Source organism: Mogibacterium diversum, from assembly GCF_002998925.1.
GTDB classification, from domain to species: Bacteria; Bacillota; Clostridia; order Peptostreptococcales; family Anaerovoracaceae; genus Mogibacterium; species Mogibacterium diversum.
On the sequence record NZ_CP027228.1, the window covers coordinates 118,866 to 144,601 of the forward strand.

Genomic DNA, 25,736 nt, shown 5'->3' on the forward strand with positions numbered 1-25,736 from the left:
GGGCTCGCAATGTATTTATTATATACAAATGAATACAAGAGGAATTCTGCGCATAGTAGAGAGCTACTTGCAAGGAGCATTAGAAAGCTTATCGAGAGTGATAGTAGCATAGATATTGCCCCTGAATTAGCTGCACTTACAGGTGAAGAGCTACGAAGGTATATAGCAGATAATATCGAGTTCAACAAAAATGGAAAGCCTCATATCGCTGGGATTCCAGATTATTCGATCTCTCATAGCGAGAATACTTGGGCAATCATTTTTTCAGATGCACCATGCGGCCTCGATATACAGTATAATAAAAAAGCGAAGCTCGAGAAGATTGCTGTAAAGTTATATCAGGAAGATGAGCAGGAGAGTGTAAATAAACTAGGAATAGATGAGTTCTTCCGCATATGGTCAAGGAGAGAGGCACTTATCAAAGCTGCCGGAAGCTCTGTCTTCTACGATGCTCCTAGCACAATGGGGGAAAGCACTATATATGAAGGCGCTATGTGGCGCATCTATGATGTATCGCTAGGCGCTGAGATAAGTAGTGCTGATAATGCGGGAGCTACATCTAGCGATGGATCATGCAGGAGAGAGAGATGGCTTTACGCAGCAACTGCGGTAAGAGATGATTCTGCATTTGGAGGAACTAATAATCTGCAGGTATCTACGCTTGATTAATAAACATGGGTAATATTAGCGCCGAAGGTATGTGGCAGCAAGGAGCCTCCCGCAAAATATATTACCGATAGGAGTATATGAGGATATGAGCAAGAAACGTGGCGTCGGTGACGAGGCTATGAGATACCTATCGCACCGCATGAGGACTGAGCAGGAGATGCGTCAGCACCTCAAGGAGAAGGAATATGAGGACTCCGAGATAGAGGGCGCAATTGATGACCTCAAGGCTCACCACTACATAGATGATTATGAATACGCGCTTGCTTTCTACAGGAATTCCTTCGAGAAGCTAAGGGGAGGTATGAGAGCCAAACGTGAACTCGAGCAGAAGGGCGTCGATGCTCTAACTGCAGAAAATGCCTTAGAAGATTATAAGTACGAAGCGGGTGTAGATGAGCTTGCAAATGCCAGGCGGATAGCAATAGAGAGCATATACGGCTTTGAAGCGACGAGAGGGTACGAGAACTCGGTAGAAGCCGTGCTACAGAGTGCATCAGATAGCGAAGAAGCGGAATATCTGGATGAACGCAAGATAGCATCTATGGCTAGAAAGCTAGAGAACAGAGGATATACCAGCGGTGTTATCTATAAGATAATCTCCGAGATGCGCAGCTGGAAGATCAAAGCATAAAGGTAAAGCAATAAATATATGAATACTATTATGATATTGTTATTAATTATGTGTCTAGGGTCGATGCTCATGAGCATCCTCGTTCTGATGCGCACGAAAGGCAATGAGGAGCGAATGGATACGTATTTTAAGGCGTACGGCGATGCTATTGCCAAGAGTCAGATGACGATGTCCGAGCATCAGGATTTGAGGCTCAAAGAGCTAAATGACAGCATGGCGAGGCTTCGTGCTGAGAATAACACGCAGATCGAGAATATACGCCATACGGTCGATGAGAAACTGCAGACGACTTTGGATACAAGGCTCACAAAGTCATTTGGATTAGTGAACGCGAGACTAGAGCAAGTGTACCGGGGACTCGGCGAGATGCAGTCAGTCGCACAGGGAGTTGGTGATCTCAGAAAGATACTGTCTAATGTAAAGACTCGCGGTATACTCGGTGAAGTGCAGCTTGGGTCTATTCTCGAGCAGATGCTTCCGCCTAGTCACTACGTTAAGAATGCTAGGCTTAAGGAGAACAGCAGGGAGAATGTCGAGTTTGCGATTAGACTTCCTGGAACGGACGATCACGATGTGTTCCTCCCTATCGATGCGAAGTTCCCTGGAGATGCTTATAACGCACTGCTTGAAGCATATGACCTAGGGGAGAAAGAGGCGATTAGCGAGGCGAAGAAGAAGCTCGTTAATAGAATCGAGAGTGAAGCCAAAGACATCAACTCGAAGTATATCAATCCACCGATTACGACGGATTTTGCAATACTATTCCTTCCGTTCGAAGGACTGTATTCTGAAGCGATTAATGCTGGACTCATCGAACCACTGCAGAGGAAGTACAAGGTAACCATTGCCGGACCGACCACGATGGCAGCGCTTCTTAATAGTTTACAGATGGGCTTCAACACTTTAGCGATAGAGAAGAAGAGCAGTGAAGTGTGGGAGCTACTGCACGCTGTACAGAAGGAATTTGAGAGATTTGAGGTGGTTCTAGCCAAGTCACAAGGGCACTTAAAGCAAGCTAGTGATGATATCGATGAGCTGGCAGGCGTACGCATGCGCCAGATGAAGAGAGCGCTGCAGAGAGTAAATAATATTGAAGGCGAAGAGGAATAAGTATGAAAATATACGCCATTGCGGATCTTCATCTTTCCTTTGATGAGAGAATAGATAAGCCGATGGACGTCTTTGGACCTGGCTGGGGAGACCATGCAGAGCGAGTTAAAGCTGCTTGGACCGAGCTGGTTACAGACGATGATATTGTAATAATTGCAGGAGATATATCGTGGGGCCTGAAGCTAGACGAGGCTATGGCTGACCTGGACTGGATTCATGAGCTGCCTGGTCAGAAGGTGCTGCTGCGCGGAAACCATGACCTCTGGTGGTGCAGGATTCAGCACCTTAGGACACTCTACGACGATATGCATTTTCTGCAAAATGATTGTTACTATGTAGAGGCATTAGACCTTGCGATTTGTGGCTCACGCGGCTGGCCGACACCTGACGCTACTACGTATACAGAGCATGATGAAAAGATGTATTTGCGTGAGCAAGGCAGACTTAGAAATAGCCTCGTAGATGCGAAGATAAAGGGCGCATCAGAAATTATCATGGCGATGCACTATCCGCCGGCTAAGGTGGAAGAGACGGAATTTACCAGGATTATGCAGGAATACGGTGTTACGCAGTGCGTCTATGGTCACCTTCACGGCATGGTCGCGTGGAACAATGGTATCAAGGGCGAGCATGGTGGTATAGACTATAAACTCGTTTCACTAGACTACCTCGGTGCGAAACCAAAGCTAATTTATGATAGTGAACAGGAAAAGTAACGATAAATTAAAAAAGAGGGCATTTATAAGTGAAATATGCATTTATCATTAATCCGATTGCTGGAAATGGCAAGAAGGCGGACAAGCTGTGCAAAGAAATCAGTGCAGCGGCGCTAGATTCGGAATTCGACATTGAGCTACATTATACGACCGGACCAGGTTCTGCGACGCACATCGCAGATAAGGTTGCGGCTTCTGCAGAGCGAGACGGCGAAGAAGTGCGAATCTATGCCTGCGGTGGGGATGGCACTGTGAATGAAGTTGCAAATGGTGTATACGGCCATGCAAATGCAGCACTCGGAGTTATCCCGATTGGCAGTGGAAATGACCTTATCCGTAACTTCGGGGGCCCTAAAGCCACGGATTATAAAGATCTCATGTCCCAGCTTTTGGCTGAGGAAGAAGTAATTGATGTTATGTCGTACTCATACAAGAGAGACGGAGAGAGCTATAACAGAATCGGACTCAATGCGTTTAATATCGGTTTTGACGGGAACGTTGCGATATTGGCGACTTATTTTAATAAAAAGACTTTTATCGGTGGATCGTTATCGTACGGACTGTCGATTTTTCTAAACCTCATCGAGAAGTCGGGACAGAATCTACAGGTTAATATAGATGGACAGCAGCTATTTAAGGGGCCGCTGATGATGTGCACTATTGGAAACGGTAGGTTTTGTGGTGGCGGAATTGAGAGCAGCCCAAAGGCGAAGCTCGATGATGGACTTCTAGATGTGCTTGTCGTGCATAGGATCCCAAGGCGTACTGTGCTTAAGGTTCTACCTAAATTCTCAAAAGGAAAGCTTGATGAGATAAAGGGAATAGAGAAGATTACTGAGTTTAAGCAGGGAAGAAAGATCGATATTATCCCCAGAAGTGGACACATGAAGTTTGTCGTAGATGGCGAGATAACGGAAACTGACGAGCTTGCGATAGAGGTTAAGGATAGGGCTATGCGGGTGCTAGTGCCGTATCTTCAGGTTTAGCTGAGGTTTTAAGGAACTGATTGAGCGTATCGATGCGAGGCACATCAGTAAAGAAAAATCTTGATTGGAGATTAGAGATGAAAGCTTGGGATAATCTCAGGAAGAGTTTTAAAATAGCGATTTTGACGGTGCTGTGCATAACCATGGTCTTCAGCACCGGTTTGCTTTACATGATTTCATATGGTGCTAGCGATAAAAGCTCATCTAAATCATCGAAGCAAACAGAATCAGCTAAGACGTCAAGCGTGACAAATAAGGTTCAGGCACCTGAGATAAATGCAAAGAGTGCGGTTTTATACAGCGAGAATACGAATACTGTGGTGTTCTCGAAGAATAAGAATGAACGCGTAGCTCCATTTAGCACTACGAAGCTGATGACAGCGCTGCTAGTCGTTAAGCACATAAAAAATCTTGATCAGAAAGTCACGATATCGAAGGAGGCTGCAGCTCTTGGTGGTTCTTCGATGGAGCTCAAAGAAGGAGAAGTTGTAACGGTTAGGCAGCTTCTGTATGGACTGATGATTTTGTCGGGGAACGATGCCGCGTATAGCCTCGCAGAGGTCGTATCGAATGGCAATGTCGATGAATTCGTTAAGATGATGAATGACGAAGCAAAGGCTTTAGGCTGTAAGGATACTAATTTTGTAAATCCGAACGGAATGAAAGAAGAAAATCATTATACTACAGCTAGCGATTATATGAAGATTGCTAGGGCGGCGCTTAAGAACAAACAGGTCTATAAATTTGCAAGCACCAAGAAATACGAGATGGGAGCGACCAACCTAAACGAAGCGCGCGTCATGAAATCTCATACTGACTTGATTAATACAAAGGGGTCCGGTGTAGTTGCTGGCAAAACTGGTTTCTGGAACGGTGAAGCTTCGATCGTGCTCGCTTATGATAAGAAAGATCTGAAGATGGTACTCGTGCTGTTCGGTGATGATAAGGAAAATCGTCCGAAGGATGCAAAAGCGATTTTTGAATATGCATACAAATATTTAAGGGTTAATAAGCCTGTCGCAAAAGGAAAAAAGGTCACAAAAATTCTAGTTCGCGGTGGCAAGAACACCATAGTCGATGCTTATGCAAGTGAGACGGCTTACGCGTATACCGAGAAGGGCGATCGTGCAAAGATAACTGTAAAAATAAAGCGTGATTGGTCCGTCAAGGCTCCGCTAAGGAAGGGAGACCAGGTGGCGATTGCAAAGGTTTATGTCGATGGCAAGTATGTGTCTGACGCACCGCTCGTAGTGAAGCAGAATGTGAGTAAGGGCTGGATAACATCCGAGGCATATATATCTAATCTAGGTGCTATGATATTAGGTCCAGTTCTAGTTGTTTTAATCGTGATTGCTTGCCTAGTGAAAAGGCGCAGAAAGAAAGCTGCAGTGCCAATTGGGAAGCATGATAAGGGCAGGGATAAGTAGCTAAGCGCATCGTTATATCGCTTGCGACTACTTGCGTACACCATAAGCCTATGCTATAATGACCTTCGCGGTATCCTGCAGAAACTTCCGCCCCCGTCTTGGGCTTAGTTTCTGGTTGAGGCTTTTGACCTTTATTGGTCGTTAGTCTCCAGGATATCATTTGTGGAGAGGTACCCAAGAGGCTGAAGGGACTGGCTTCGAATACCAGCAGGCGGGTAATTCCCGTGCGGGGGTTCAAATCCCCCTCTCTCCGCCATAAAAAATAGGTAGCACTTTATGTGCTACCTATTTTTATATGCGAGAAAGATTTCGACCCCGCTGGGGGTTCTGAGGATGTTGGACAGTCCGAATTGGTAAGGCGAAAAGCATTGAAAACAGGACTATCTCAAAAAATACTAATGCAGACATAACTAATAAGTTGATATGGAGGATTTTTACAGTGGTTTGTATTATAATAAGAAATATAAAACTACTGTAAAGGAGATAAACTATGACACTTAGCTATAAACCCTTAGTAGATACTTATCTTGAGCTAGGAACATTTTTAGCTAGAAAATTTGATTCTGTTGATGCTATTCCTAATAGCGGTTACATTGTATTATGATAGCGATAACCATAATTATGGCCATTAACATAGTGGCATTGTTGTTTGTGCCTTTATCACCTTTGGTTTTTTTATCAACATTGTTAATGGCAAAGAAATATAAAAAAAATGACTATGGTGATTTGTTGTCAAAGAAAAATCGTATCGTGAGCTTCGTGGTAACAGTTGCAATAGGAGGAGCATGTGTGGTGTTGGCATACATACTGCCGTATCATGAATATTATCCCAACATTATTAGAAGATTGTGTGAAACAATTGGAACAATAAATATTTATTTCGCAATAAATATATTTATTACAAAGAAATCGGTGAGAAGATATTAGTAGGCATGAATTATGGGAAGTAAGTACAGGTATGTTCTATCAATACTACAAATAGTAGTTGGAATACTTGCCGCAATGGTTTTTATTAAAACTATTGCATATGGAGGCAAAGTGGAATTGAAACTAATATCGCTAATGGCAATGATATTAGGTGTAGCAAATGGAGTTCGAGGTATACGTGAAATAAATAAACATTGATAACAATGATTATTGCAACTCATGATGATAGACTATCCTAATCATGCAATAAGATAATTTCAATGTAAATATAACGAAATATTTATAAATAATTCAAAAGGCTATTTATCTATTAAAGATATTTAGCTTTTTGTATTTTATAAAATTTGAAAGGAGAATTAAAAATGAAAGAATTAGAAAAAGTAATGAAACAATAGTGAAGATTAAAAATGAAGATTAGACAGGTGGCTTTTATGAAAACTAAATATATTAATTCGCATCGAAATTAAGAAGTTTTTCCTTTTCTAACCTTTATTGTCAAATTATGCTTATAATAATATAAGACGAGAAATAAAAAAAGCAGCAACAAGGCTGAAATGCTTAACCTCATCACTGCAACTATCGATTTGATAGCTTCCGTAGCTACATTGATTATAGCAATAAGGTATGGTTAAGGCAAGGGGGATAACAATGACTAGCTTTGACGTTTTTTTATTAATAGTATTCACAGTTAGTGTATTAACGGGAGCTGCATGCATGTTTGTACCCAGAAATCCAATACTTGGAATTAGAACCGCTTGGTCTGAGTAACGATGTCACGTGGAAGAAGAGCAATAAATTTCTAGGCATATTACTAGTAATTGTGGGATTGGTATCTATGATTGCATTTTTTACTATATCCAGCGATATGGCTGAAATAGTTTTTCTGGTATTACTGATCGCATCTTTCTTGATTAGTGTAATATATTCCAAGTTTGTTTGTGCAAAAGAAAAAGAAAAGCACTGATATCTAAACTAGCTAAGCCTATTAGATTAACATGTGGCAGGTCTACGCTAACTACCACACAGTTCATAATATCCCATTCGTCGAGATCCTTTTTTATTTCATCGACCATCCAAATGTATGAAGCGTAGTCAACTATTACGGCTCCTATACCATCACCATAATAAACCCATTCAGAAACTTGATTGCTCACGTAAAAGTTCTCCAGTCTGTAAAGGTAAAATCTAATTATATTTTAAATCTTTGACCGTAATTTTATGCATTTTAACTGTATTTATATGCCGCAGACCTTATGCAATAACTTTAATTCCAATCGCTTATAATGTATCATATTAAGTACTTAGGAAGAGCGTTATCGGAGGACGGCACATGTATAGAGAATAAATCGCAGCTATTTCGAATGGAGCAGAAGCTAAGGTTAGACTTCTTAAAGAAAACCCTGGCGGATATATTATCATGTCACTACTCGGAGGAATATACATAGGATTCGGGGTGCTGATTTCGTTTACTCTAGGCGGGCAGCTCCAGGGCGCACCTTATGCTAAGCTCGTCATGGCTATATTCTTTAGCGTAGCTCTCAGCCTTATAATAATAGCTGGGGCAGAGCTCTTTACAGGTAACAACATGATTCTTGCCGTCGGGTATATGAGGCGTAAAGTGACGATTGCCGATGTCCTCAAGATATTTGTCATATGCTGGCTTGGAAACGTTATAGGTTCGGCACTTCTCGCTGGACTGTTCAATTTGACCGGTCTATACATAGATGGTACTCAGGCAGCGGTAGTCGGTGCAGCGGCGGTAAAAATGACCCTTTCGCCTATCGCACTTCTTACGAGAGGTGCGCTTTGCAACTTCCTCGTGTGCCTTGCGGTGTGGTGCAGCTTTAGATGCAAGACCGATGCAGGCAAGCTCATCATGGTATTCTGGTGCATCGTTGCGTTCTTTGCCACTGGATTTGAGCACAGCGTTGCTAATATGACGATTCTTGCTCTTGCACTTATTAATAATGGCGGGAATGAAGCAGTTACTGTCGGTGGATACCTCTATAATCTCGGACTGGTGTCGCTTGGAAATATGATAGGTGGCGTGCTATTTGTAGCAGTTCCGTATATCGTGGCAGCTAAAGAAAAGTCCAAGTAAATTCATGAGGCAACAAGTGAATTCATAAAATGGGATGAAATAAATTAACGTTAATAGAGTAAAAGAGGGGTGGCTAAGCCATCCCTCTTATCGTATTCAAAGTATTTAATTATAAGATTGTGCTACTCTTTATAATAAAGTAGAGCGAATTCCCCGTAAACTGGTTTATACAGCTTGTAGTTGCTTGAGCCTATGAGTTTTCCAGTCTTCTGTTCGAACATCTTCACCTCGTATTCTTCGACGGTATAGACAGCCCTGAAGCCGATATGCTGCACTTTGCTTTTTTCTCCATTTAGGACAATTGGATCAGTTAATTCACTATTAATATCTTGAATAAATAGGCGCTTATATGATAGATTTCCCTCCATCCGGTTGTTTAGTCTATCAAGAGCGTACCAACTCATAAAACCGTTAGTGATAAATTTATCCTTATTTACGCGGTAACCTAGCGTATTGCCTGTTACATATGCACGAAAGGTTACGGTTCTATCTGGTGTAATTGGTAACCCGTCCACAGTGCTCTCGACATCTTTAGACACTCGCTTATATTGGCTATAATGTTTGTATTTTCTTACTAGCGTATTTCTGTAATAAACTCCATGGTACTGTTCAGACTTAGTGTCATATTCGTTTGAATGACCAAGTTTAGTGTTACCATAAATTGAAAGTACAGGCAGAGCTAAAACAATAGCAATCACTATAGCTAATGCTTTTGATTTCTTCATGATTCTACCTCCAGTGCATAAAGTGCACTTTTAATTATAGAGGTGTTAACTGCTTGTAACCTATAATTACCATATAAACTGATCAGTGTAAATGGGGGGGTAGAAAAAACAATTTAATACAAAAAAAGCAGCAATCACTGCTGCTCATTTTTGTACTTCTTTAGCGCTTCAGAAAGCTGGTCCGGACATGATGTATCCTTGAATCCGCATTTTATACCCTCTAGTCTTTCGATTACATCATCGACCGGCATTCCTTTTACTAGACTGGCTATTCCCTGGGTGTTTCCGGCGCATCCACCTATAAATTCAACTGATTTTACTATGCCGTCCTCAATATCAAGATTCAGGAGCTGGGCACAGACACCTTCTGGCTTATATATCATACTTTCTTCCTTTCTTCCTTTCTTTCTCGTCTCAGCTTCAGCCTACGCTTCACTATTAGCTGATAAGCGGCAGCTGTCGCAACGTCTTCTATTACTCTAAAATAATCCTGGGCAGGTTTGGTGTGAGAGATGCTGTCTGCACATGTCGCATCAATCGCAGCCTCAAGTGTACTGCAGTACAGGTCATAAGATTCGGAGATCTCATATCTGAGGCTATTGTCATCGTCGATAGCCGAAATTAGCTCTGCAATCTCTTGCACGTTAAATATCGACTTGAGCGTGACAATTACGAAAAGCCGTGAGATGGCCTCCTTGCCGTACCGACGCTTTACAGGAGGTGGGATGACCCCTAGCTTAACGTAGTTATTGACCATAGTGCTAGTCAGCAGATAGCTATCTCCGTATGTGTCCTGAAAATGAGGATTTATCAGCGATAGCACCTGATCCATATATAGCGATATATCAGGTAGCTCGTCCCAGCGTGGGAGGTGAAGCCTAGTGCTGTCCTGAATCGTTTCTCTCTGTTCCATAAGTTCCTTCCAGTTATACTTTCATATAGGATAGTATCACAGCTCGCCGTGAGCTTCAAATTTCTAATAACTTGTATTTTTCAACCATTTACACATGTATGCCTGCATAAAAATCAAATTAAATATTGCTAAATCGTGCTAAATGGAGTATCATACAGCATATACCTAGATTGTAATACTAAATAATATAGTTTTCAAAACCATTTTATATTTTTTCGCAAATCGTGCTCACTCGGCATGCCGGAACACTACGCTTTAGTGGCTTTTGGTGGACGGTGTTTTTGTAAGGGGCAAGTGACAGTTGGATAAACGGAGGTAATTTTGGAGAATATTAGAGAGATAATGGAAGCTGCTGTTAGCGAGTACGGGGCTAACAAGGCGTTCACACTCAAGCTTGGTGATGGAGAGTATCGTGATATTTCCTACAGCAGATACTATGAGGAGATTAGATGTCTTGGAGAGGCGCTGCTATGTAGAGGCTTCTCGAATACTAGAATCGTCATCATCGGCAAGAATAGCTACAACTGGTATCTCGCCAATATGGCAACTTTGTTAACAGACAACATAACTGTGCCGCTCGACAAAGAGCTAAAGCACGATGAGTTTGAAAGCTCGCTCATTCGTAGTGAAGCAGAGGTTATCTTCTACGATGAGAAGGAGTCGGAGTCCGTCGCTAAAGCAATTTCTAGTGGTAAGACTCGTATTAAGGCTGCGTTTCCGCTATTCAAAGTCTCTGATAAGACTGATATATATGACCTCACAGTAGAAGGTAGGGAACTCATCGATGGAGGCTCTCGCAAGTATGATGATGTTGTAATCAATCCAGATGATATGTCGTTCATGATTTTTACATCTGGAACTACATCCCAGTCTAAGATTGTAATGCTTTCGCAGCGTAATGTTGCTTCTAATGTTGTCAATACTATCGCCTCTGAGCAGATTTATGATACAGATGTCAATATTTCGCTTCTACCATATCACCACACCTTCGGTCTTACATGCCAGATTATCATGTTTGCTGCGGGTGCGTCGACTGTATTCTGTGACGGGCTTAAGTATATCCAGCAGAACTTCAAAGAGTATGGAGTATCCATCTTCGTAGGAGTACCGCTTCTCATCGAGACTATGTATAGCCGTATCCTTAAGAAGGCTGAGAAGGAAGGCCTTTCTGGCAGGCTCAAAACAATGGGGAAGGTCGTAAGGGTTCTTGGAAAGGCACATATAGATATCAGAAGAACTGTGTTTAAGGGAGTTCTCGAGGCGTTCGGTGGAAAGCTTCGCATGGTAATCCTAGGAGCGGCTGCTGCTGATCCAGAGTGCATTAAGGGCTGGAATGACTTCGGCGTTATATGTCTACAGGGTTATGGTCTGACAGAGACCTCGCCGGTGCTCTCTGCAGAGAGACCTGCGTATAGAAGACCTGGTTCCGTAGGAATTCCAATCGAAGGTGTTGGAATGGACATCTACGAGCCTGATGAGAACGGCATCGGAGAGATAATCGCTCGCGGAGAGAACATCATGCTCGGTTACTATGGTAATGAAGAGGCGACGAACGAGTGCATTTACGATGGTTGGTTCCACACAGGAGACCTCGGATATAAGGATAAGGACGGATACTTTTATATCACAGGCCGCAAGAAGAACGTAATCGTACTGATGAATGGAAAGAACGTATTCCCTGAGGAAATCGAGCAGGAGCTAAATGTACTTCCATACAAAGAAGAAGCGATTATCGTCGGTATTCCGAACGCCGAGGATGAGCGTGACCTCGTAGTCACACTTAAGCTCGTTTATAATCCAGAGGAATTTGAGGGCAAGACGCCTGAAGAAATCAACGCGATAGTAAAGGCTGATGTTGAGAAAATCAATGACAAGCTTCCTCCGTACAAGAGAATCAAGAGAGTATACACAACTGATGAACCTATGGAGAAGACAAGTACCCAGAAGGTAAAGAGATTCGTTGAGACTCAGAAGATTATCGATGAGGAGAAGGCTGAAAAGCTACGCAGGGAAGAGGCTAAGTCTGAAGAGGCATAAATAAAAAGAAGGGGGCTCAATCTTAGAAATGCAAGAGATTTAATAATAGCAGCGGGGATATTTGTTGCTATTGTAGGAGTAGCTTTTTTTGCTCCCGAGGCGCTCCCAGGAGCATTAGCATTGATTTAGTTAATGTTAATACTAATGCGGAGGTGGTTATGAATATAAAAAAGAGAGTTGATAACAACATACCATTCAGTCTTCATGATAGTAGAATCATCAAAATCAGCGCAGAAGCAGAGCGTATTACTCTGACGTTTGACAAAGTGTATGAGTATAGTGGCGATAATGAGAAAAGCTATCCTGCTACTATGCTGTTTGAGGGCATTGATTACGAAGAATGCGATGTCATAGTTTTTGATTCTGAGCTTGGATATGGATCATTCACCGGAACAAGATACAGAATGAGAGAATTTATAGATAAATTCCCAAATGGGATTTTTGAGATTATAACGGAGACATACAGCGGGTATGATACGGTTTTTCGAGGATACATATATAAGAATGGTTGTGTCTATGGTTCTGGAATAATAAGCATATGGACAATGGGGGATGTCATATTGAGTGCGAATTATGCAAGCAATAAGAAAGACGACAATATTTAAAAGCTCTCGTATTGACGGCATAAATAATAAGTGAAGCTTATAATTAAAATAATCCGAGGGTGTGAAGCTTTTTTCTATAACTATATAAAGCAGGAGGACATGCGGCATAGCGCTGTCCTCCTGCTTTGTCTTTTGTTTATTGAATTCTTGTATCGCTCAGCTTTAAAGCTGTTCTAGGCATTGATTAGCAGCTCCGCAATCTGCACTGCGTTAGTTGCAGCACCCTTACGAACCTGGTCTCCTGCGCACCATAGGTTGATTCCATTTTCGCATACGAGGTCACGTCTGATGCGTCCAACGAATACGATATCCTGATCGCTTGTATCGATTGGCATTGGGTAGCTAAGTGATTCAGGATCATCTACGAGCTTGCAGCCTTTAGCACCTGCTATAGCCTTTCTTACATCATCCAGATCAAGTCGTTCTTCTGTGATTACATTTGCAGAGATTGAGTGCGAACGTTCAACAGGAACTCTTACGCATGTGCAAGATACCTTTAGCTCAGGAAGGTGAAGGATCTTACGACCTTCGTTCTGAAGTTTCATCTCTTCGGAAGTGTAAAGGTTGTCTCCAAAACCACCAATCTGCGGAATTAGATTAAAAGCGATCTGGTGCTGGAATACCTTTGGCTCTATTGAGCTACTCTCTCCATCTAGTACCTGCTTCGTCTGCTCGAATAATTCAATCGGTCCACCTGCACCAGCTCCGCTCACTGCCTGGTAAGTCGAGGCATAGAGCCCCTTGATAGGGGAGAGCTTATTGATTGCGTTTATAGCAACAAGTGTGATTATAGTCGAGCAGTTTGGGTTCGCAATAATTCCACTATGCTTAAAGGCGTCCTCTGGATTGATCTCGGGAACAACTAGAGGTACGTTATCATCGAGCCTATATGCACTAGAATTATCAATATACGTAGCCCCTGAAGCCTTAATTGCATCGGTAAATCTAATTGAAATATCGTTCTCTGCAGCACCGAGCACGAAGTCTAGTCCTGCAAATGCGTCATCAGTTGCCTCCTGAATCACAACTGTTCCGTACTTCTCAGTTTGAACTTCCTTGCCAGCACTTCTCTTGCTAGCGAGTAGTCTGAGCTCTGACAGAGGGAAGTCTTTCTCTTGAAGTACCTTTAGCATCTCTTGTCCAACGGCACCAGTAGCACCGAGTATTCCTAATCTGTATTCTTTCATATCTTATCTACTGGAATCTGACCGATCCCAAACCCCTTTCTTGCTACTTTGCAAAGCTTTCGTATAGCACGCGAATCGCTTTTTCAAAATCTTCGTTAAATACGCCGATCATAATATTGATTTCATCCGCACACTGCTCGATGATACGAATGTTAATCTTGTTAACACCTAGCGCCCCGAATAGCTTGCCGGAAATTCCTGTCTTGTATGCCATCTGTCTGCCGACGATAGCAATCATGCTGATACCCTGGTCAATCTCGGCATCGATTCCACATTCCTTCTTGATAGCCGCTAGCACATCATACTTGCACTGCTCGAGCTTGGATGACGGAGTGATGATTGAGAAGCTGTCAACACCGCTAGGAATCTGCGATATAGGTACATCGTGCTGCTCGCATATGTTGAGAACCTTGCGGAGTGTATTTAGATTCTCTCCGATATTGCCCTTTGTTATCTTGATCAATGAGAAATCGCGTTTGCCGGTAATTCCCGTGATGAATCTATTGCTTTCCTCTGGACTATCTTCGCCGAAGCTCTCGCGGATTATAGTACCTGGGTTATCAGGCTCGTTGGTATTTCTGATGTTGAGCGGAATATCCTTAGCTCGTACAGGAAAGACTGTATCTTCATGGAGAACCGCAGCTCCCATATAAGAAAGCTCTCTGAGCTCTGCGTATGTAACGCGGGCTATGCTCTTTGGGTTTTCAACTATGCGAGGATCTACCATCAGGATGCCGCTGACATCGGTCCAGTTCTCGTACACATCTGCGTCTAGTGAAGCCGCTGCGATTGCCCCTGATACGTCGGAGCCTCCTCGGGAAAATACTTTGATATCGCCATTTGGAAGGCTTCCGTAGAATCCCGGAATTACGATTTTGTTATATACATCGAAGATTTCTTTGAAGTTCTGCTCTGTCTTCTCCATATCTACATCGCCGTTGTACTTGAAGCTGATAAGATCTGCAGAGTCCACAAACTGGTATCCAAGATACTCAGCCATAAGCTTCGCGTTGAGAAATTCACCCCGAGATGCGAGGTAGTCCATGGAGATATTCTTGCTTAGCTTACTTCTGATAATCTCAAACTCCTGATCGAGGTCGAGTGATAGGCCACATTCAGAGCGGATGTCCATGTAGCGTTGCTCAATCATCTCAAATATACTGTCATAAGATACATCGTACTTGATGTGCGCTTTCACTAGGTAGAGAAGGTCTGTCACCTTGTTATCATCCGAAGTGCGGCGACCTGGTGCCGAAACCAATACCACTCTGCGACTAGGGTCCTGCTCAATTATATTTTTTACTTTGGCAAACTGCGCACCATCACTGAGCGATGAACCGCCAAACTTTGCAACTTTAATCATTAGTATATATCTACTCCCTTATTCCTGCCATGAAGAAATGCTCGTCACTGCTCTCGGAGGCTAATCTGTGTGCCTCGGTAACGCTTAGTGGCCCTGTAATCTTGCATGAACCGTTTTCCCTTATGTAATATCTATGAGCTTCAAGTCTGTTGTCAACAGATACATCGTTCTTCTCACTCTTGTCTGAGAACTTCCAGCCGTTTTCAATATCCAGCACATCCTGAATCACTGAAGTTCCGGTAGGGTACTTGCCAGCACCTTGTCCGTAGAAACTGAGTGTACCGATGTGATTTCCCGTCAGGCTGATGAGGTTGTTATTCGCTGGAACGCTGGACTCGAGTGCGCCTCTACTAACAAGGGTAGGCTCAACGTATGCGTAAGCACCTGTTTCGGTTTGACCTGCATTCATGAGAAGCTTACAAGTGTATCCGTGTTCGTTGAAATACTTGATGTCTCCAGCTGTGATATTCTGAATTCCGAACACAGGTACATCTTCTTCGGAAATACTTGTGCCAAAGGCGAGGTTCGCTGAAATCACGCACTTGCGCTGTGTATCGAAACCTCCGATATCCGCAGTCGGATCCTTCTCTGCATATCCGAGCTCCTGTGCCTTTGCAAGGATCTCTGCAAAATCAACTGGCTCGTTATGCATAGTATCCAGAATGTAATTGCATGTGCCGTTGACGATACCGCTTATAGATAAAATGTCATCACTTCTCGACTGGCGCTGAAGATTGAAAAGCCATGGGATGCCGCCGCCAGCAGAAGCCGTGTAGCGGAATTCAGCTCCATGCTCTCTAGCGAGATCGTGTAGTTCGTCCCAGTATGCTGCAACCAGGTTCTTGTTAGGTGTTACTACGTGCTTGCCACTCTTAAGAGCAGCAGATACATATTCGTATGCTGGGTGGAGACCACCTATGCACTCTGCAACTAGCTCAATCTCCTCATCCTTCAAAATATCTTCGTACTCAGTAGTTACGATATCTCCGAGTTCATCTATCGGCCTCTTGTAGAGCACGCGTTTTACTTCTATATTATGAGCAGCCTGTGCGACTTCGTATGCGCCGCTTCCGACTACTCCGTATCCGAGAATTGCAATCTTCATAATTTATATACTCTTAAATCCTCTCTATGTCCATTTTTTGCATATCGTGTCCTTGTGTGAAAAACACTTGTATTCCTACGAGGAATAATGTATCATAAAAACACAAAATACGCAACAGAAAAGAGAGATAAAATGTTGAATTATATAAGCACAAGAGATGTGAATCACAAGGTTTCTTCGTCACAGGCAGTACTCGATGGACTTGCTAAAGACGGGGGACTTTACGTTCCAGAAGATTTATCCGAACTAAAGCTAGATTATAAAGAGGTAATAGCCGAGGACTATCGTGGCATGGCTAAAAAGGTGTTCGGGAAGTTCTTTCCTGATTATGGAGAAGAATTGATAGATTCTATCGTCACGAGAAGCTACAAGGATAAGTTCACAGCAGAAGAGATTACTCCTCTAGTAAGTGTAGATGGTAGATATATACTAGAACTCTTCTGCGGGCCTACTTGTGCGTTTAAGGATGTTGCGCTCTCTGCGCTTCCTAACCTAATGTCAGAGGCAGCAAAGCTCAATGATTTTAAGGATGAGATCCTAATACTTACAGCTACGAGCGGAGATACGGGCAGCGCTGCACTTCATGGATTTTCAAATGTCACAGGGATTAGAATAGCAGTATTCTATCCAGATAAGGGCATATCCGAGACTCAGCGTCTACAGATGGTAACTCAATCAGGCGCTAATACCAAGGCGTTCGGAGTGAGAGGAAACTTCGACGATGCTCAGACAGGGGTTAAGAGATTATTCCAGGAGATTCCAAGACCTTGCGAAGGAGTTTCGCTGTCGAGCGCTAACTCCATCAATATAGGAAGGCTAGTTCCGCAGGTGGTATATTATTTCGCAGCTTATAAGAGTCTTGTGGATGCAGGCGAGATTAAGATAGGTGATGCAGTTGATTACACAGTTCCGACTGGAAACTTTGGAGATATCATGGCTGGGTACCTCGCTAAGCAGATGGGGCTCCCGGTTGGAAAGTTAGTTTGCGCCTCCAACAAGAACGATGTTCTTACAGAATTCCTCGAGACGGGGCATTACAATAAGAAAAGAGAATTTTATAAGACATCATCACCTTCTATGGATATTCTCGTATCAAGTAACCTTGAGAGGCTACTATTCTTCGTGTGCGGTGCCGATAAGACTAAAGAGTACATGAAGTCTCTTGCTGAAACTGGAGAGTATCAGATAAGCGAAGATGAGCTATCTAAGATCAAGAGAGATTTCCTAGGCTATGCTTGCTCGGATGAAGAGGGGGCAGCTGCTATCGGGAGGCTGTTTAAGGATGCGAGCTACGTCATGGATACACACACTGCCATCGCGTGGGCTGCATCAGACAAGTATTTGAGAGATTGTGGGCTACAAACAAAGAATGTGGTTCTATCAACCGCTTCACCTTATAAGTTTACGGGTTCAGTGCTTGCGGCACTCGGAGAAGAAGCATCAGGAGATGATAAGGCAGATATGGAGAGATTATCTGAAATTACTGGCACAGAGATTCCTGGTCCTCTTAGTGCGATATTTGAAAAGGAAGTTAAGCACAGGGATATCATCGATGTGGACGAGATGATGGATGAAGTTAAAAAATATGCTAGTGAAGGCAAGGAGTAGAAGGTGGATAGCAGATATCTAATAGTAGATAAGAAAATTCTTCCTGAATACTTTGAGAAAGTCGTTGAGGCTAGCAGGCTGCTTGCAGAAGGCGAGGCACCAGATATAAGTGAAGCGGTGCGCAAAGTGGAAATTTCACGCAGTACGTACTATAAGTACAAGGATTACGTGATGGAACTCAGCGCCAAGAAGACAAGCAAGAGGGCAATCATCTCTATGCAGCTTCGACATGAAACTGGCGTACTGGAGAAGTTAATCCGCGTGATTGCTAGTCATTCATACAGTATATGGACCATCAACCAGAGTCCGCCTGTAAATAACATTGCGACTATCATGATAGCCCTCAATATGGATGATGCAACATGTGGTCTTGAGCAACTAATACTCGACATGAGGGAGACAGAAGGTATAAAAAAAGCTAATCTTATCGGCGTAGAATAGAATTTTTCAATAGCAAACCCGTATATAATGCTGTTTGTTTGACACGAAATTACAAATAATATAGTATTTACATTAGCTAACAGGAGTGTTTCATTAGCGAGGCGCTCCTTTTTGATTAAGGGTTAGTGGAGGAAAGATGGATTTTAAGCAAATTGAAGCTTTTGTAAATGTTGTTAGGTTTAAGAGCTTTAGTCGTGCGGCAGATGCGACATTCTTTACCCAGCCAACTATCAGCACGCATATCAGTTCGCTGGAGAAGGAACTCAACACTAAACTGCTTGATAGAAAGGGCAGAACTGTTGAGATGACACCTCATGGTCAGAAGTTCTATCAGTATGCAGTCGAGATGGTAAATGCTAGAGCGCAGGCTATTGAGGCACTGGATAATGGTGATGATAATCTGGACGGAGTTTTAGAGCTTCAGACTTCGACAGTGCCAGGGATTGCATTCCTGCCTGAGATTATCCGTAAGTTCACAGATGCTCATCCTTTCACTCAGTTCTACATCGAGATGAATGATAGCAAGGCAACGGTTGAAAGTCTTCTAGAGAGACGTGGGGAGATTGGTTTTGTTGGAGAGTACGTCGCTGAACCAGGTATTGAAGTACATGAAATCTTCCATGACCGCCCGGTACTGCTAGTTCCTGGTACTTATGAAACTGATAAGGATACGATTACCCTAGAGGAGATGTCGAAGCTACCGCTTATCTGGAGAGAAAACGGATCTGCTACCCGTAAGTCTTTCGAGGACACGGTTGCATCTAAGGGTTTTGATAAGAATAACTTTAGAGTTATCTCTAGAACTAATGACCTTAACATGATCATGCGTCTCGTTGCAAATAACGTTGGTGCATCGATACTTTCCGAGAAAACCGTTAACAAAGTTGTAAGGTCAGACGAATTTAAGGTTCTTAAGATAGATGGCTTCGACAAACTTCGCAGCTTCTATATGATTACACTCAAAAATGTATTTCTTTCGCCAGTTGCCGAGGCGTTTAGGAAATTCGTGCTTGAGAATGCGGAGCAGCACAAGTAGGATGCTTTGAAGGATATTTGAATGATATTTAATTAAAATCAAATTAGAAAAAAGCAGGAAGACGATGAAATTCGCTTCCTGTTTTTTGTATGTTTTGAGTTTGTATACTTAGTCCTGAACGTTATATAGCATCAGAGCTACTTGTTCAGAATTTCAATGTAATGTGATGTACGCTTCTTGAACCTTCCGATTATGGCGTTCTCACAGCCCTTCTCTCCGAGTTGGTACTGAAGTCTCTCTAGCTCAGGCTCCTTTACAGCAAGGAGCAGGCCTCCAGAAGTCTGTGGATCGTAGAGCATGTCAAGCTGAGCCTGTTTTAATCCGACACTGTAGTCGATTACATCCTTCTCTAGGTATGTCATATTGTTATGAGCGCCACCAGGAAGAATTCCCTGCGAAGCGAAATCGAGTACCCTGTCCATGAGAGGAACTCTTTCTGCAAAAATCTCAAGAGTTACGTCACCGGATTTTGCCATCTCAGCGCCATGTCCAAGTAGACCAAAGCCTGTAATATCCGTGCAGCCGTCGACCTTTACGCCTGCGGTTGCTTCAAAGGCATATCTGTTGAGCTCAGCCATGGTGTCGCTTAACGCTTTGCTTTCAGCTTCACTAAGAAGACTTACTTTCTCGGCACTTGTGAGCACTCCAGAACCAATTTTCTTGGTAATTACGAGGTAGTCACCCTCAGAAGCACTGTTGCTCAGGATATCGTCAGGATGTGCAAATCCTGTTACGCTGAGTCCGTACTTAGGTTCTTTATCGTTTATGCTATGCCCACCAGTTGTCATAGCTCCAGCTTCGTTCACCTTGTCGTTTCCGCCTTCAAGAATCGCTTCAACAGCTGCAATTGGAAGCTTTTCAGGGAAGGTTAGTAGGTTCATCGCTAGCTTAGGGGTACCGCCCATCGCATATATGTCGCTGAGTGAGTTAGCTGCGGCAATCTGACCGAACATATATGGATCATCTACGATTGGTGGGAAGAAGTCGATGCTATTGATGATAGCGAGATCATCACTTGCTTTGTACACGCAAGCATCGTCGCTGCTATCAAATCCGACCATAACCCTCTCGTCTCGTATCTTAGGTAGTTTAGACAATATGTCGCTTAGGACTCCCGGCCCTACTTTAGCTCCTCATCCGCCAGCGGCAGTCATCTCTGTAAGTCTAACATCTTCCAGTGCCATAGGCATGGCACAGCAAGATTTCTTTTCGTTATCTCCCATTATCCTTTTCCTCTTTCTGTTATTGAATCTAGTTAAATCATACTATGGTAAAAATCACAATGCATTGCAATATATCTATACGTTGCTCGCCAGCGCAAGTTCCTCGATTGCCTTAAGAGCTACGTCAATTTCATCCTCGGTGTTGAATGGTCCAATCGAGAATCTAACCGTTCCTTCTGGGAACGTATGTAGAGACTCGTGCGCAAGCGGTGCGCAGTGGAGTCCGACTCTCGTGTTAATCCCATACGTATGCTCGAGATTGAACGCACAGATGCCGTTATCTTCTTCTGTAAAATCGATGGAGACTACGCTTACTCTACCTTCTGTAGTAGGAATTCCGGCAAGCCTTACACCTTTTATATTAGCGATTCCCTCTAGCATCCTAGCGGTAAGCTTCTCTTCATGTGCGCGGACTTCGTCAAAATGCTCTTGAACCCACTTAAGGGCCGCATGAAGACCAAAGATTCCTGGCAAGTTGAGAGTGCCGCTCTCGAATCTATCCGGAAGTTCAGAAGGCATATCAGCCATATCAGAGTGACTGCCCGTACCACCTGAAATTACAGGGATAATTTCATCTTTAATCGCGGGGTTAATGAGCATAACACCGATACCCTGTGGGCCAAGAAGTGATTTGTGGCCTGGAACAGTAAGTCCGTCGATATGGCACTTCTGCATATCGATAGGGGTATTTCCCGCTGTTTGTGCTGCGTCTACTATGAAGAGCACACCTTCCTCGTGACATTTTTTTCCTATTTCTTCGATGGGAAGTATGGTACCGCTCACATTAGAAGCGTGAAGCATGACTACAGCCTTGATATCTGGAGTGATCATATCTAGAGCTTTATCAAGATCGAGCTGTCCAAGTTCGTTGCAAGGCATGCACTCATACTCGATTACACCGTCTTCCTGAAGCTGGTGCAGCGGTCTATAGACTGCATTGTGCTCCATGTGGCTAGTGAGGAATCTGTCTCCTGTTCGAGCTAATCCCTTTATTAAAAAGTTGAGCGCATAAGTGTTGCCAGGTGTAAATATTGCATTGCGCGCGCCATATCCATTCATCATCGAGTCGATCATCTCTCTGGTCTCGAGGACTACCTCGGCAGCCGAATAAGCTTTTTCATAACCACCTCGGTTGATGTTGCTTCCCACCTTGGTCATATATTCATAGACTGCATCAGCGACTTCCTGTGGCTTAGGGAAGGAAGTAGCTCCGTTATCTAGATAAATCATCAAAAGCCTCCCACGAAATAATAGTTCCATTATTAGAAATGAGTGTTTCTTATTATATCATAAAGATGTTATATAGTTGATGTGGTGCTTATTAATATACATGTGAATCTTTATAAAAAGCGATGATAAATGAGTTATGCGCTAATACAAAATTTTCGTTATAGTATCTGAAAATGGCACATATCCATTCAACTATCTGTTGATAGGCTTTAGCTTTGATGATATAATGACAAAATATGTAACTTGGGGGTGGATAGGTGCTGGTGTGCCTTACGGTCTTCAAAACCGATATGAGGAGCTGATACCTTCTCGGGTGGGTTCGATTCCCACGCACTCCCGCCATTTAAGTTTGCATGGGAGTAATAATATGAAAAGAAATGAAGTTTTACGACAGATTCCGAAGATAGATGAGGTGCTTAAAGAGCACCTCTTTTCTAATGCCTTCGAGAAAAGTGGAAGAGATGTTGTAACATCTATGGCCAGAAAGGTTATAGATGGGGTGCGTGCGGAAATTCTTGCTCTAAGCGATGATGAACTAGAGCATTATGACGTAAAGAAACTAAGCATCTCGTATATCGCTGATGAGATTAAGGATATACTCGAAGCTGACGAAGTGAATCATCTGCACGGAATAATTAACGCGACAGGAACCATCTTGCACACAAACCTCGGTAGAGCGCCACTCTGTGAAGATGCAGTGCGCAATGTAGAAATGGTTTCGCGAGGATATTCGAATCTCGAATACGATGTTAAGTTAGGAAATCGTGGTTCAAGACATGATATTCTGCAGGAACTCATGGTTGAACTTACCGGTGCTGAGGATGTCATGATCGTCAACAACAACGCATCTGCTACGATGCTTGTGCTTTCTGCTATGGCGGAGGGTCATGAGGTCGTGGTATCGAGAGGTGAGCTGGTTGAAATAGGAGGAGCGTTTAGAATTCCTGATATCATGGAGCAGAGTGGTGCGACTCTACATGAGGTCGGAACAACCAACAAGACTAAGCCTAGTGATTATGAGAAGGCGATAAATGAAAAAACTGGCGCCCTCATGAAGGTACACACCAGCAATTATAAAATCATGGGATTTACTGAAGAGGCTGAACTCGATGATTTAGTTGCTATTGGCAAGGAGCACGATATCCCGGTCATCTTCGATATGGGTAATGGACTGATGGTGAACCTCGCTGATTATGGACTTGACGAGCCTAATGTGCCTGCGTCCCTAGGTACGGGAATCGATGTCATTCTATTCAGTGGTGATAAGCTTCTCGGTGGTCCTCAAGCTGGGATTATCGCTGGAAAACGAAAGTTTATCGAGAAGATGAAGAAGCATCCTCTGGCACGTGCACTTAGAGTGGATAAGATGACTTTTGCAGCGATGGAAGAGACGTTAAAGAAATATAGGGATACAAAAGTTGCGATGCGTGATATCCCGGTGCTCCGCATGATTACGACAACTCACGAAGTTCTGCTCGAAAGAGCTGAGAGTTTAGCTGACAAGATCCGTACATCAAATAGCAAGCTCAATGTTAAAATTGTTGATGCAGATGACCAGATTGGCGGTGGGTCTGCTCCGATGGTATTTTTACCAGGTGTTGCGGTAGCTGTGACATCAGATAAAACTACTACTAAGGGACTTGAGAGGACACTTAGAAAACATGAAATTCCTGTAATCGCAAGAATTCACGAGGATGAACTGCTGTTCTCGGTAAGAACTGTGCTTGACCGCGAGCTTGATGATATAGCAGCAGCGCTAAGGGAAGTGGAATAGATGAAGAACGTAATTATTGGCACAGCTGGTCACGTCGATCACGGCAAGACGCAGCTGATTAAAGCTCTTTCTGGTATCGATACAGATAGACTATCCGAAGAGAAGAAGCGTGGAATTACCATCGAACTCGGGTTTGCTCACATAGATAATGATGCAGGCTATAATATCGGTGTAATTGATGTGCCAGGGCATGAGAAATTTATCAAAAATATGCTTGCTGGAATCGGTGGTGTTGACTTCGTGTTATTTGTAGTTGCAGCAGATGAAGGTATCATGCCACAGACTAAAGAGCATTTTGAAATATTGCAAGCGCTCGGAATCGATGATGGCATCATCGCAATCACCAAAAAGGATATGGTGGACGAGGAGTGGCTTGAGATGCTAGTCGAGGATGTAAAGGAATATTTTAAGGGCTCTTTTCTTGAGGGAAAACCCATGATAGCTGTTTCATCCAAGACAGGCGAAAACATCGATGTTCTGAAAGCAGAAATATTAAAGAAATGTGACCGTGAGTCAAAGAGGCGCGAGGAGCCTGAGCTATTCAGACTGCCTATAGATAGAGTTTTTTCTATGCAGGGATTTGGAACTGTCGTCACAGGAACTCTAGTGGATGGTGTGTTAAAACTCAATGATGACCTGAATATATATCCTGAGGAATTGCCTGTGAAGGTAAGAGGAATCCAGACTTATGGCAACGATACTGATGAGGCGGTTGCTGGACAGCGAACGGCTGTGAACCTATCTGGTGTTAAGAAGGAAAATGTGCTTAGAGGCTCTGTATTAGCTGCATCAGGTGCCGTTACTGTGACCAATATGCTCGACGTGGAGATGAGCATTTTTAACAGCAGCGATAGGCAGATATTAAATAACAGCAGAGTTCATCTATATACCGGCAGCAAAGAAGTTTTAGCAAAGGTTATTATCATGGACAGAGATGTTATGGTGAGTGGAGATAAGACTTTTGTGCAGCTAAGGCTCGAAGAACCCATAGCGGTAAGAAGAGGAGATAAATTTATCATAAGGTTCTATTCGCCGGTTATTACAGTTGGTGGTGGCAGGGTGCTTGATTCAAATCCTGAGAAACATAAGAGAAACCGTGACGATGTCTTAGCTGACTTCGAGATACTTGCTGCTGGCGATATAGGAGATATCATTCATCTAAAGTCCGGGAAGTGGAAATATTACAAAGAAGAGGAGCTTAGGCAGGAGCTTGGACTCACGACTTCTGAAATAAAACAAGCTATTAAATCACTCGCCGACCAAGGCAGGGTGGTAATACTTGCAGATGGCTCTATCGTAAACGAGGATAAGTTAAAAATACTCGAGGATACTGTTTCAAAGATAATCGAAGAGTATCATAGCCAGAATCCTATGGTAGATGGGATCCCTAAGAGAGAGCTGCTAAGCAGGATTAAGGAGTATCGCCATATCGAGGATGATAAGCTAGGGCAGGCGATTATTTCTAAGTTCTTAGATTCGGGTATGCTCGAGGACAAGGAGAAGACGATTTCGGTTGCAGGTTTCAAGGTTGAGTTCTCAGATGAGCAGCTTGCCCTGATGGATGATATTAAGAAAATGTATTATAAAGCTGGCGTCGAAACGATTAAAAATGAAGATATATATGAACTCGCAGGTAACAAAGATATTGCTAGCGCCATTCAAAATGAGCTCGTGTCACGAGGAGAGATCTTTAAACTCGATGCAAGCTACTATATCGATACCAAAGCATGGGATATAGCAACTGCAACTGTACGTGAACTTGGAACTGAAAAGCCAGAAGGATTCACTCTCGCTGATTATCGAGATAAGCTTGAAATTTCAAGGAAATACGCCTCTATCTTATTATCCGCACTTGACAAGTACGGTATAACAGTGTTTAATGGAGAGTGCCGAAAGGCGATAAAATAGTCACGAAAGGGAGA

At 43.1% G+C, this 25,736-nt stretch carries 24 protein-coding genes, 2 tRNA genes and 1 pseudogene; 19 read left to right on the forward strand and 8 right to left on the reverse strand.

Annotated elements, in window-relative coordinates; translation table 11 throughout:
- Nucleotides 1-9 precede the first annotated feature (9 nt).
- The 11 genes from C5Q96_RS00545 (at nucleotide 10) to C5Q96_RS00595 (ending at nucleotide 8,567) form a co-directional block, all read left to right on the forward strand.
- Complete coding sequence (locus C5Q96_RS00545; RefSeq protein WP_106056199.1) at nucleotides 10-669, forward strand: 4'-phosphopantetheinyl transferase family protein; 660 nt, start codon at nucleotides 10-12, stop codon at nucleotides 667-669.
- A gap of 85 nt (nucleotides 670-754) precedes the next feature.
- On the forward strand, nucleotides 755-1,300 hold the full coding sequence (locus tag C5Q96_RS00550; RefSeq protein ID WP_106056201.1) for a regulatory protein RecX: 546 nt from the start codon (nucleotides 755-757) through the stop codon (nucleotides 1,298-1,300).
- A gap of 114 nt (nucleotides 1,301-1,414) precedes the next feature.
- Nucleotides 1,415-2,410, forward strand: coding sequence for a DNA recombination protein RmuC (locus C5Q96_RS00555; protein WP_245905572.1), 996 nt, complete (start codon nucleotides 1,415-1,417; stop codon nucleotides 2,408-2,410).
- A 2-nt stretch (nucleotides 2,411-2,412) separates the two neighbouring features.
- Complete coding sequence (locus C5Q96_RS00560) at nucleotides 2,413-3,126, forward strand: metallophosphoesterase (RefSeq protein WP_106056205.1); 714 nt, start codon at nucleotides 2,413-2,415, stop codon at nucleotides 3,124-3,126.
- 29 nt (nucleotides 3,127-3,155) lie between these two features.
- On the forward strand, nucleotides 3,156-4,112 hold the full coding sequence (locus C5Q96_RS00565) for a diacylglycerol/lipid kinase family protein (RefSeq protein ID WP_106056207.1): 957 nt from the start codon (nucleotides 3,156-3,158) through the stop codon (nucleotides 4,110-4,112).
- Between the two features lie 77 nt (nucleotides 4,113-4,189).
- Complete coding sequence (locus tag C5Q96_RS00570) at nucleotides 4,190-5,539, forward strand: D-alanyl-D-alanine carboxypeptidase family protein (protein ID WP_158696637.1); 1,350 nt, start codon at nucleotides 4,190-4,192, stop codon at nucleotides 5,537-5,539.
- A gap of 164 nt (nucleotides 5,540-5,703) precedes the next feature.
- Nucleotides 5,704-5,795, forward strand: a tRNA-Ser gene (locus C5Q96_RS00575).
- Between the two features lie 344 nt (nucleotides 5,796-6,139).
- Nucleotides 6,140-6,466, forward strand: a complete 327-nt coding sequence (locus C5Q96_RS00580; protein ID WP_106056211.1) for a hypothetical protein — start codon at nucleotides 6,140-6,142, stop codon at nucleotides 6,464-6,466.
- A gap of 12 nt (nucleotides 6,467-6,478) precedes the next feature.
- On the forward strand, nucleotides 6,479-6,664 hold the full coding sequence (locus C5Q96_RS00585) for a hypothetical protein (protein ID WP_106056213.1): 186 nt from the start codon (nucleotides 6,479-6,481) through the stop codon (nucleotides 6,662-6,664).
- A 541-nt stretch (nucleotides 6,665-7,205) separates the two neighbouring features.
- Entirely contained in the window at nucleotides 7,206-7,430 is a 225-nt protein-coding gene (locus C5Q96_RS08875; RefSeq protein ID WP_408631999.1) for an SdpI family protein, read from the forward strand.
- 390 nt (nucleotides 7,431-7,820) lie between these two features.
- A complete protein-coding gene (locus tag C5Q96_RS00595; protein ID WP_330403842.1) occupies nucleotides 7,821-8,567 on the forward strand; it encodes a formate/nitrite transporter family protein in 747 nt (248 codons plus the stop codon).
- A gap of 122 nt (nucleotides 8,568-8,689) precedes the next feature.
- Here C5Q96_RS00595 and C5Q96_RS00600 read toward each other — a convergent pair whose 3' ends face one another.
- From C5Q96_RS00600 to C5Q96_RS00610, 3 genes are all read right to left on the reverse strand, one after another.
- Nucleotides 8,690-9,292: a hypothetical protein gene (locus C5Q96_RS00600; protein ID WP_106056215.1), complete on the reverse strand. Its 603-nt coding sequence runs from the start codon at nucleotides 9,290-9,292 to the stop codon at nucleotides 8,690-8,692.
- A 134-nt stretch (nucleotides 9,293-9,426) separates the two neighbouring features.
- Nucleotides 9,427-9,675 (reverse strand): TIGR03905 family TSCPD domain-containing protein, encoded by a 249-nt coding sequence (locus C5Q96_RS00605; protein ID WP_106056216.1) that lies wholly within the window; start codon nucleotides 9,673-9,675, stop codon nucleotides 9,427-9,429.
- Nucleotides 9,672-10,205 (reverse strand): DUF1836 domain-containing protein, encoded by a 534-nt coding sequence (locus C5Q96_RS00610; RefSeq protein WP_106056217.1) that lies wholly within the window; start codon nucleotides 10,203-10,205, stop codon nucleotides 9,672-9,674. The genes C5Q96_RS00605 and C5Q96_RS00610 overlap by 4 nt, the downstream gene beginning before the upstream one ends.
- A gap of 321 nt (nucleotides 10,206-10,526) precedes the next feature.
- On the opposite strand from C5Q96_RS00610, the gene C5Q96_RS00615 reads away from it, so the two are divergent.
- Complete coding sequence (locus C5Q96_RS00615) at nucleotides 10,527-12,242, forward strand: AMP-binding protein (RefSeq protein WP_106056218.1); 1,716 nt, start codon at nucleotides 10,527-10,529, stop codon at nucleotides 12,240-12,242.
- Between the two features lie 158 nt (nucleotides 12,243-12,400).
- Complete coding sequence (locus tag C5Q96_RS00620) at nucleotides 12,401-12,847, forward strand: hypothetical protein (protein ID WP_106056219.1); 447 nt, start codon at nucleotides 12,401-12,403, stop codon at nucleotides 12,845-12,847.
- A gap of 173 nt (nucleotides 12,848-13,020) precedes the next feature.
- Here C5Q96_RS00620 and C5Q96_RS00625 read toward each other — a convergent pair whose 3' ends face one another.
- The 3 genes from C5Q96_RS00625 to C5Q96_RS00635 are packed head-to-tail and all read right to left on the reverse strand — an operon-like array spanning nucleotide 13,021 to nucleotide 16,502.
- Nucleotides 13,021-14,034 (reverse strand): aspartate-semialdehyde dehydrogenase, encoded by a 1,014-nt coding sequence (locus C5Q96_RS00625; protein WP_106056221.1) that lies wholly within the window; start codon nucleotides 14,032-14,034, stop codon nucleotides 13,021-13,023.
- Between the two features lie 43 nt (nucleotides 14,035-14,077).
- Entirely contained in the window at nucleotides 14,078-15,397 is a 1,320-nt protein-coding gene (locus C5Q96_RS00630) for an aspartate kinase (RefSeq protein ID WP_106056223.1), read from the reverse strand.
- A 10-nt stretch (nucleotides 15,398-15,407) separates the two neighbouring features.
- A complete protein-coding gene (locus tag C5Q96_RS00635) occupies nucleotides 15,408-16,502 on the reverse strand; it encodes a homoserine dehydrogenase (protein WP_106056225.1) in 1,095 nt (364 codons plus the stop codon).
- A 132-nt stretch (nucleotides 16,503-16,634) separates the two neighbouring features.
- Here C5Q96_RS00635 and thrC point away from each other — a divergent pair, with 132 nt between their 5' ends.
- From thrC to C5Q96_RS00650, 3 genes are all read left to right on the forward strand, one after another.
- Nucleotides 16,635-18,110, forward strand: coding sequence for a threonine synthase (gene thrC, locus C5Q96_RS00640; RefSeq protein ID WP_245905574.1), 1,476 nt, complete (start codon nucleotides 16,635-16,637; stop codon nucleotides 18,108-18,110).
- A 3-nt stretch (nucleotides 18,111-18,113) separates the two neighbouring features.
- Complete coding sequence (locus C5Q96_RS00645) at nucleotides 18,114-18,551, forward strand: ACT domain-containing protein (RefSeq protein ID WP_106056227.1); 438 nt, start codon at nucleotides 18,114-18,116, stop codon at nucleotides 18,549-18,551.
- Nucleotides 18,552-18,687: 136 nt separating this feature from the next.
- On the forward strand, nucleotides 18,688-19,587 hold the full coding sequence (locus C5Q96_RS00650) for a selenium metabolism-associated LysR family transcriptional regulator (protein WP_106056229.1): 900 nt from the start codon (nucleotides 18,688-18,690) through the stop codon (nucleotides 19,585-19,587).
- 137 nt (nucleotides 19,588-19,724) lie between these two features.
- On the opposite strand, the pseudogene selD reads toward C5Q96_RS00650, so the two are convergent.
- Together selD and C5Q96_RS00660 are read right to left on the reverse strand one after the other, a co-directional pair.
- Nucleotides 19,725-20,708 (reverse strand): annotated as a pseudogene (gene selD / locus C5Q96_RS00655) (selenide, water dikinase SelD); the annotation flags it as partial.
- 177 nt (nucleotides 20,709-20,885) lie between these two features.
- A complete protein-coding gene (locus C5Q96_RS00660; RefSeq protein WP_106056231.1) occupies nucleotides 20,886-22,040 on the reverse strand; it encodes an aminotransferase class V-fold PLP-dependent enzyme in 1,155 nt (384 codons plus the stop codon).
- A 245-nt stretch (nucleotides 22,041-22,285) separates the two neighbouring features.
- Between C5Q96_RS00660 and C5Q96_RS08605 the strand changes: the two genes are divergently transcribed.
- From C5Q96_RS08605 to selB, 3 genes are all read left to right on the forward strand, one after another.
- A tRNA-Sec gene (locus C5Q96_RS08605) sits at nucleotides 22,286-22,382 on the forward strand.
- Nucleotides 22,383-22,407: 25 nt separating this feature from the next.
- Complete coding sequence (selA, locus tag C5Q96_RS00665) at nucleotides 22,408-23,814, forward strand: L-seryl-tRNA(Sec) selenium transferase (RefSeq protein WP_106056234.1); 1,407 nt, start codon at nucleotides 22,408-22,410, stop codon at nucleotides 23,812-23,814.
- Nucleotides 23,815-25,722 carry a selenocysteine-specific translation elongation factor gene (gene selB, locus C5Q96_RS00670; protein ID WP_106056236.1) on the forward strand — a complete coding sequence of 636 codons (1,908 nt, stop codon included), beginning with the start codon at nucleotides 23,815-23,817 and terminating at the stop codon, nucleotides 25,720-25,722. It abuts the gene before it with no gap.
- The last annotated feature ends 14 nt before the right edge of the window (nucleotides 25,723-25,736 follow it).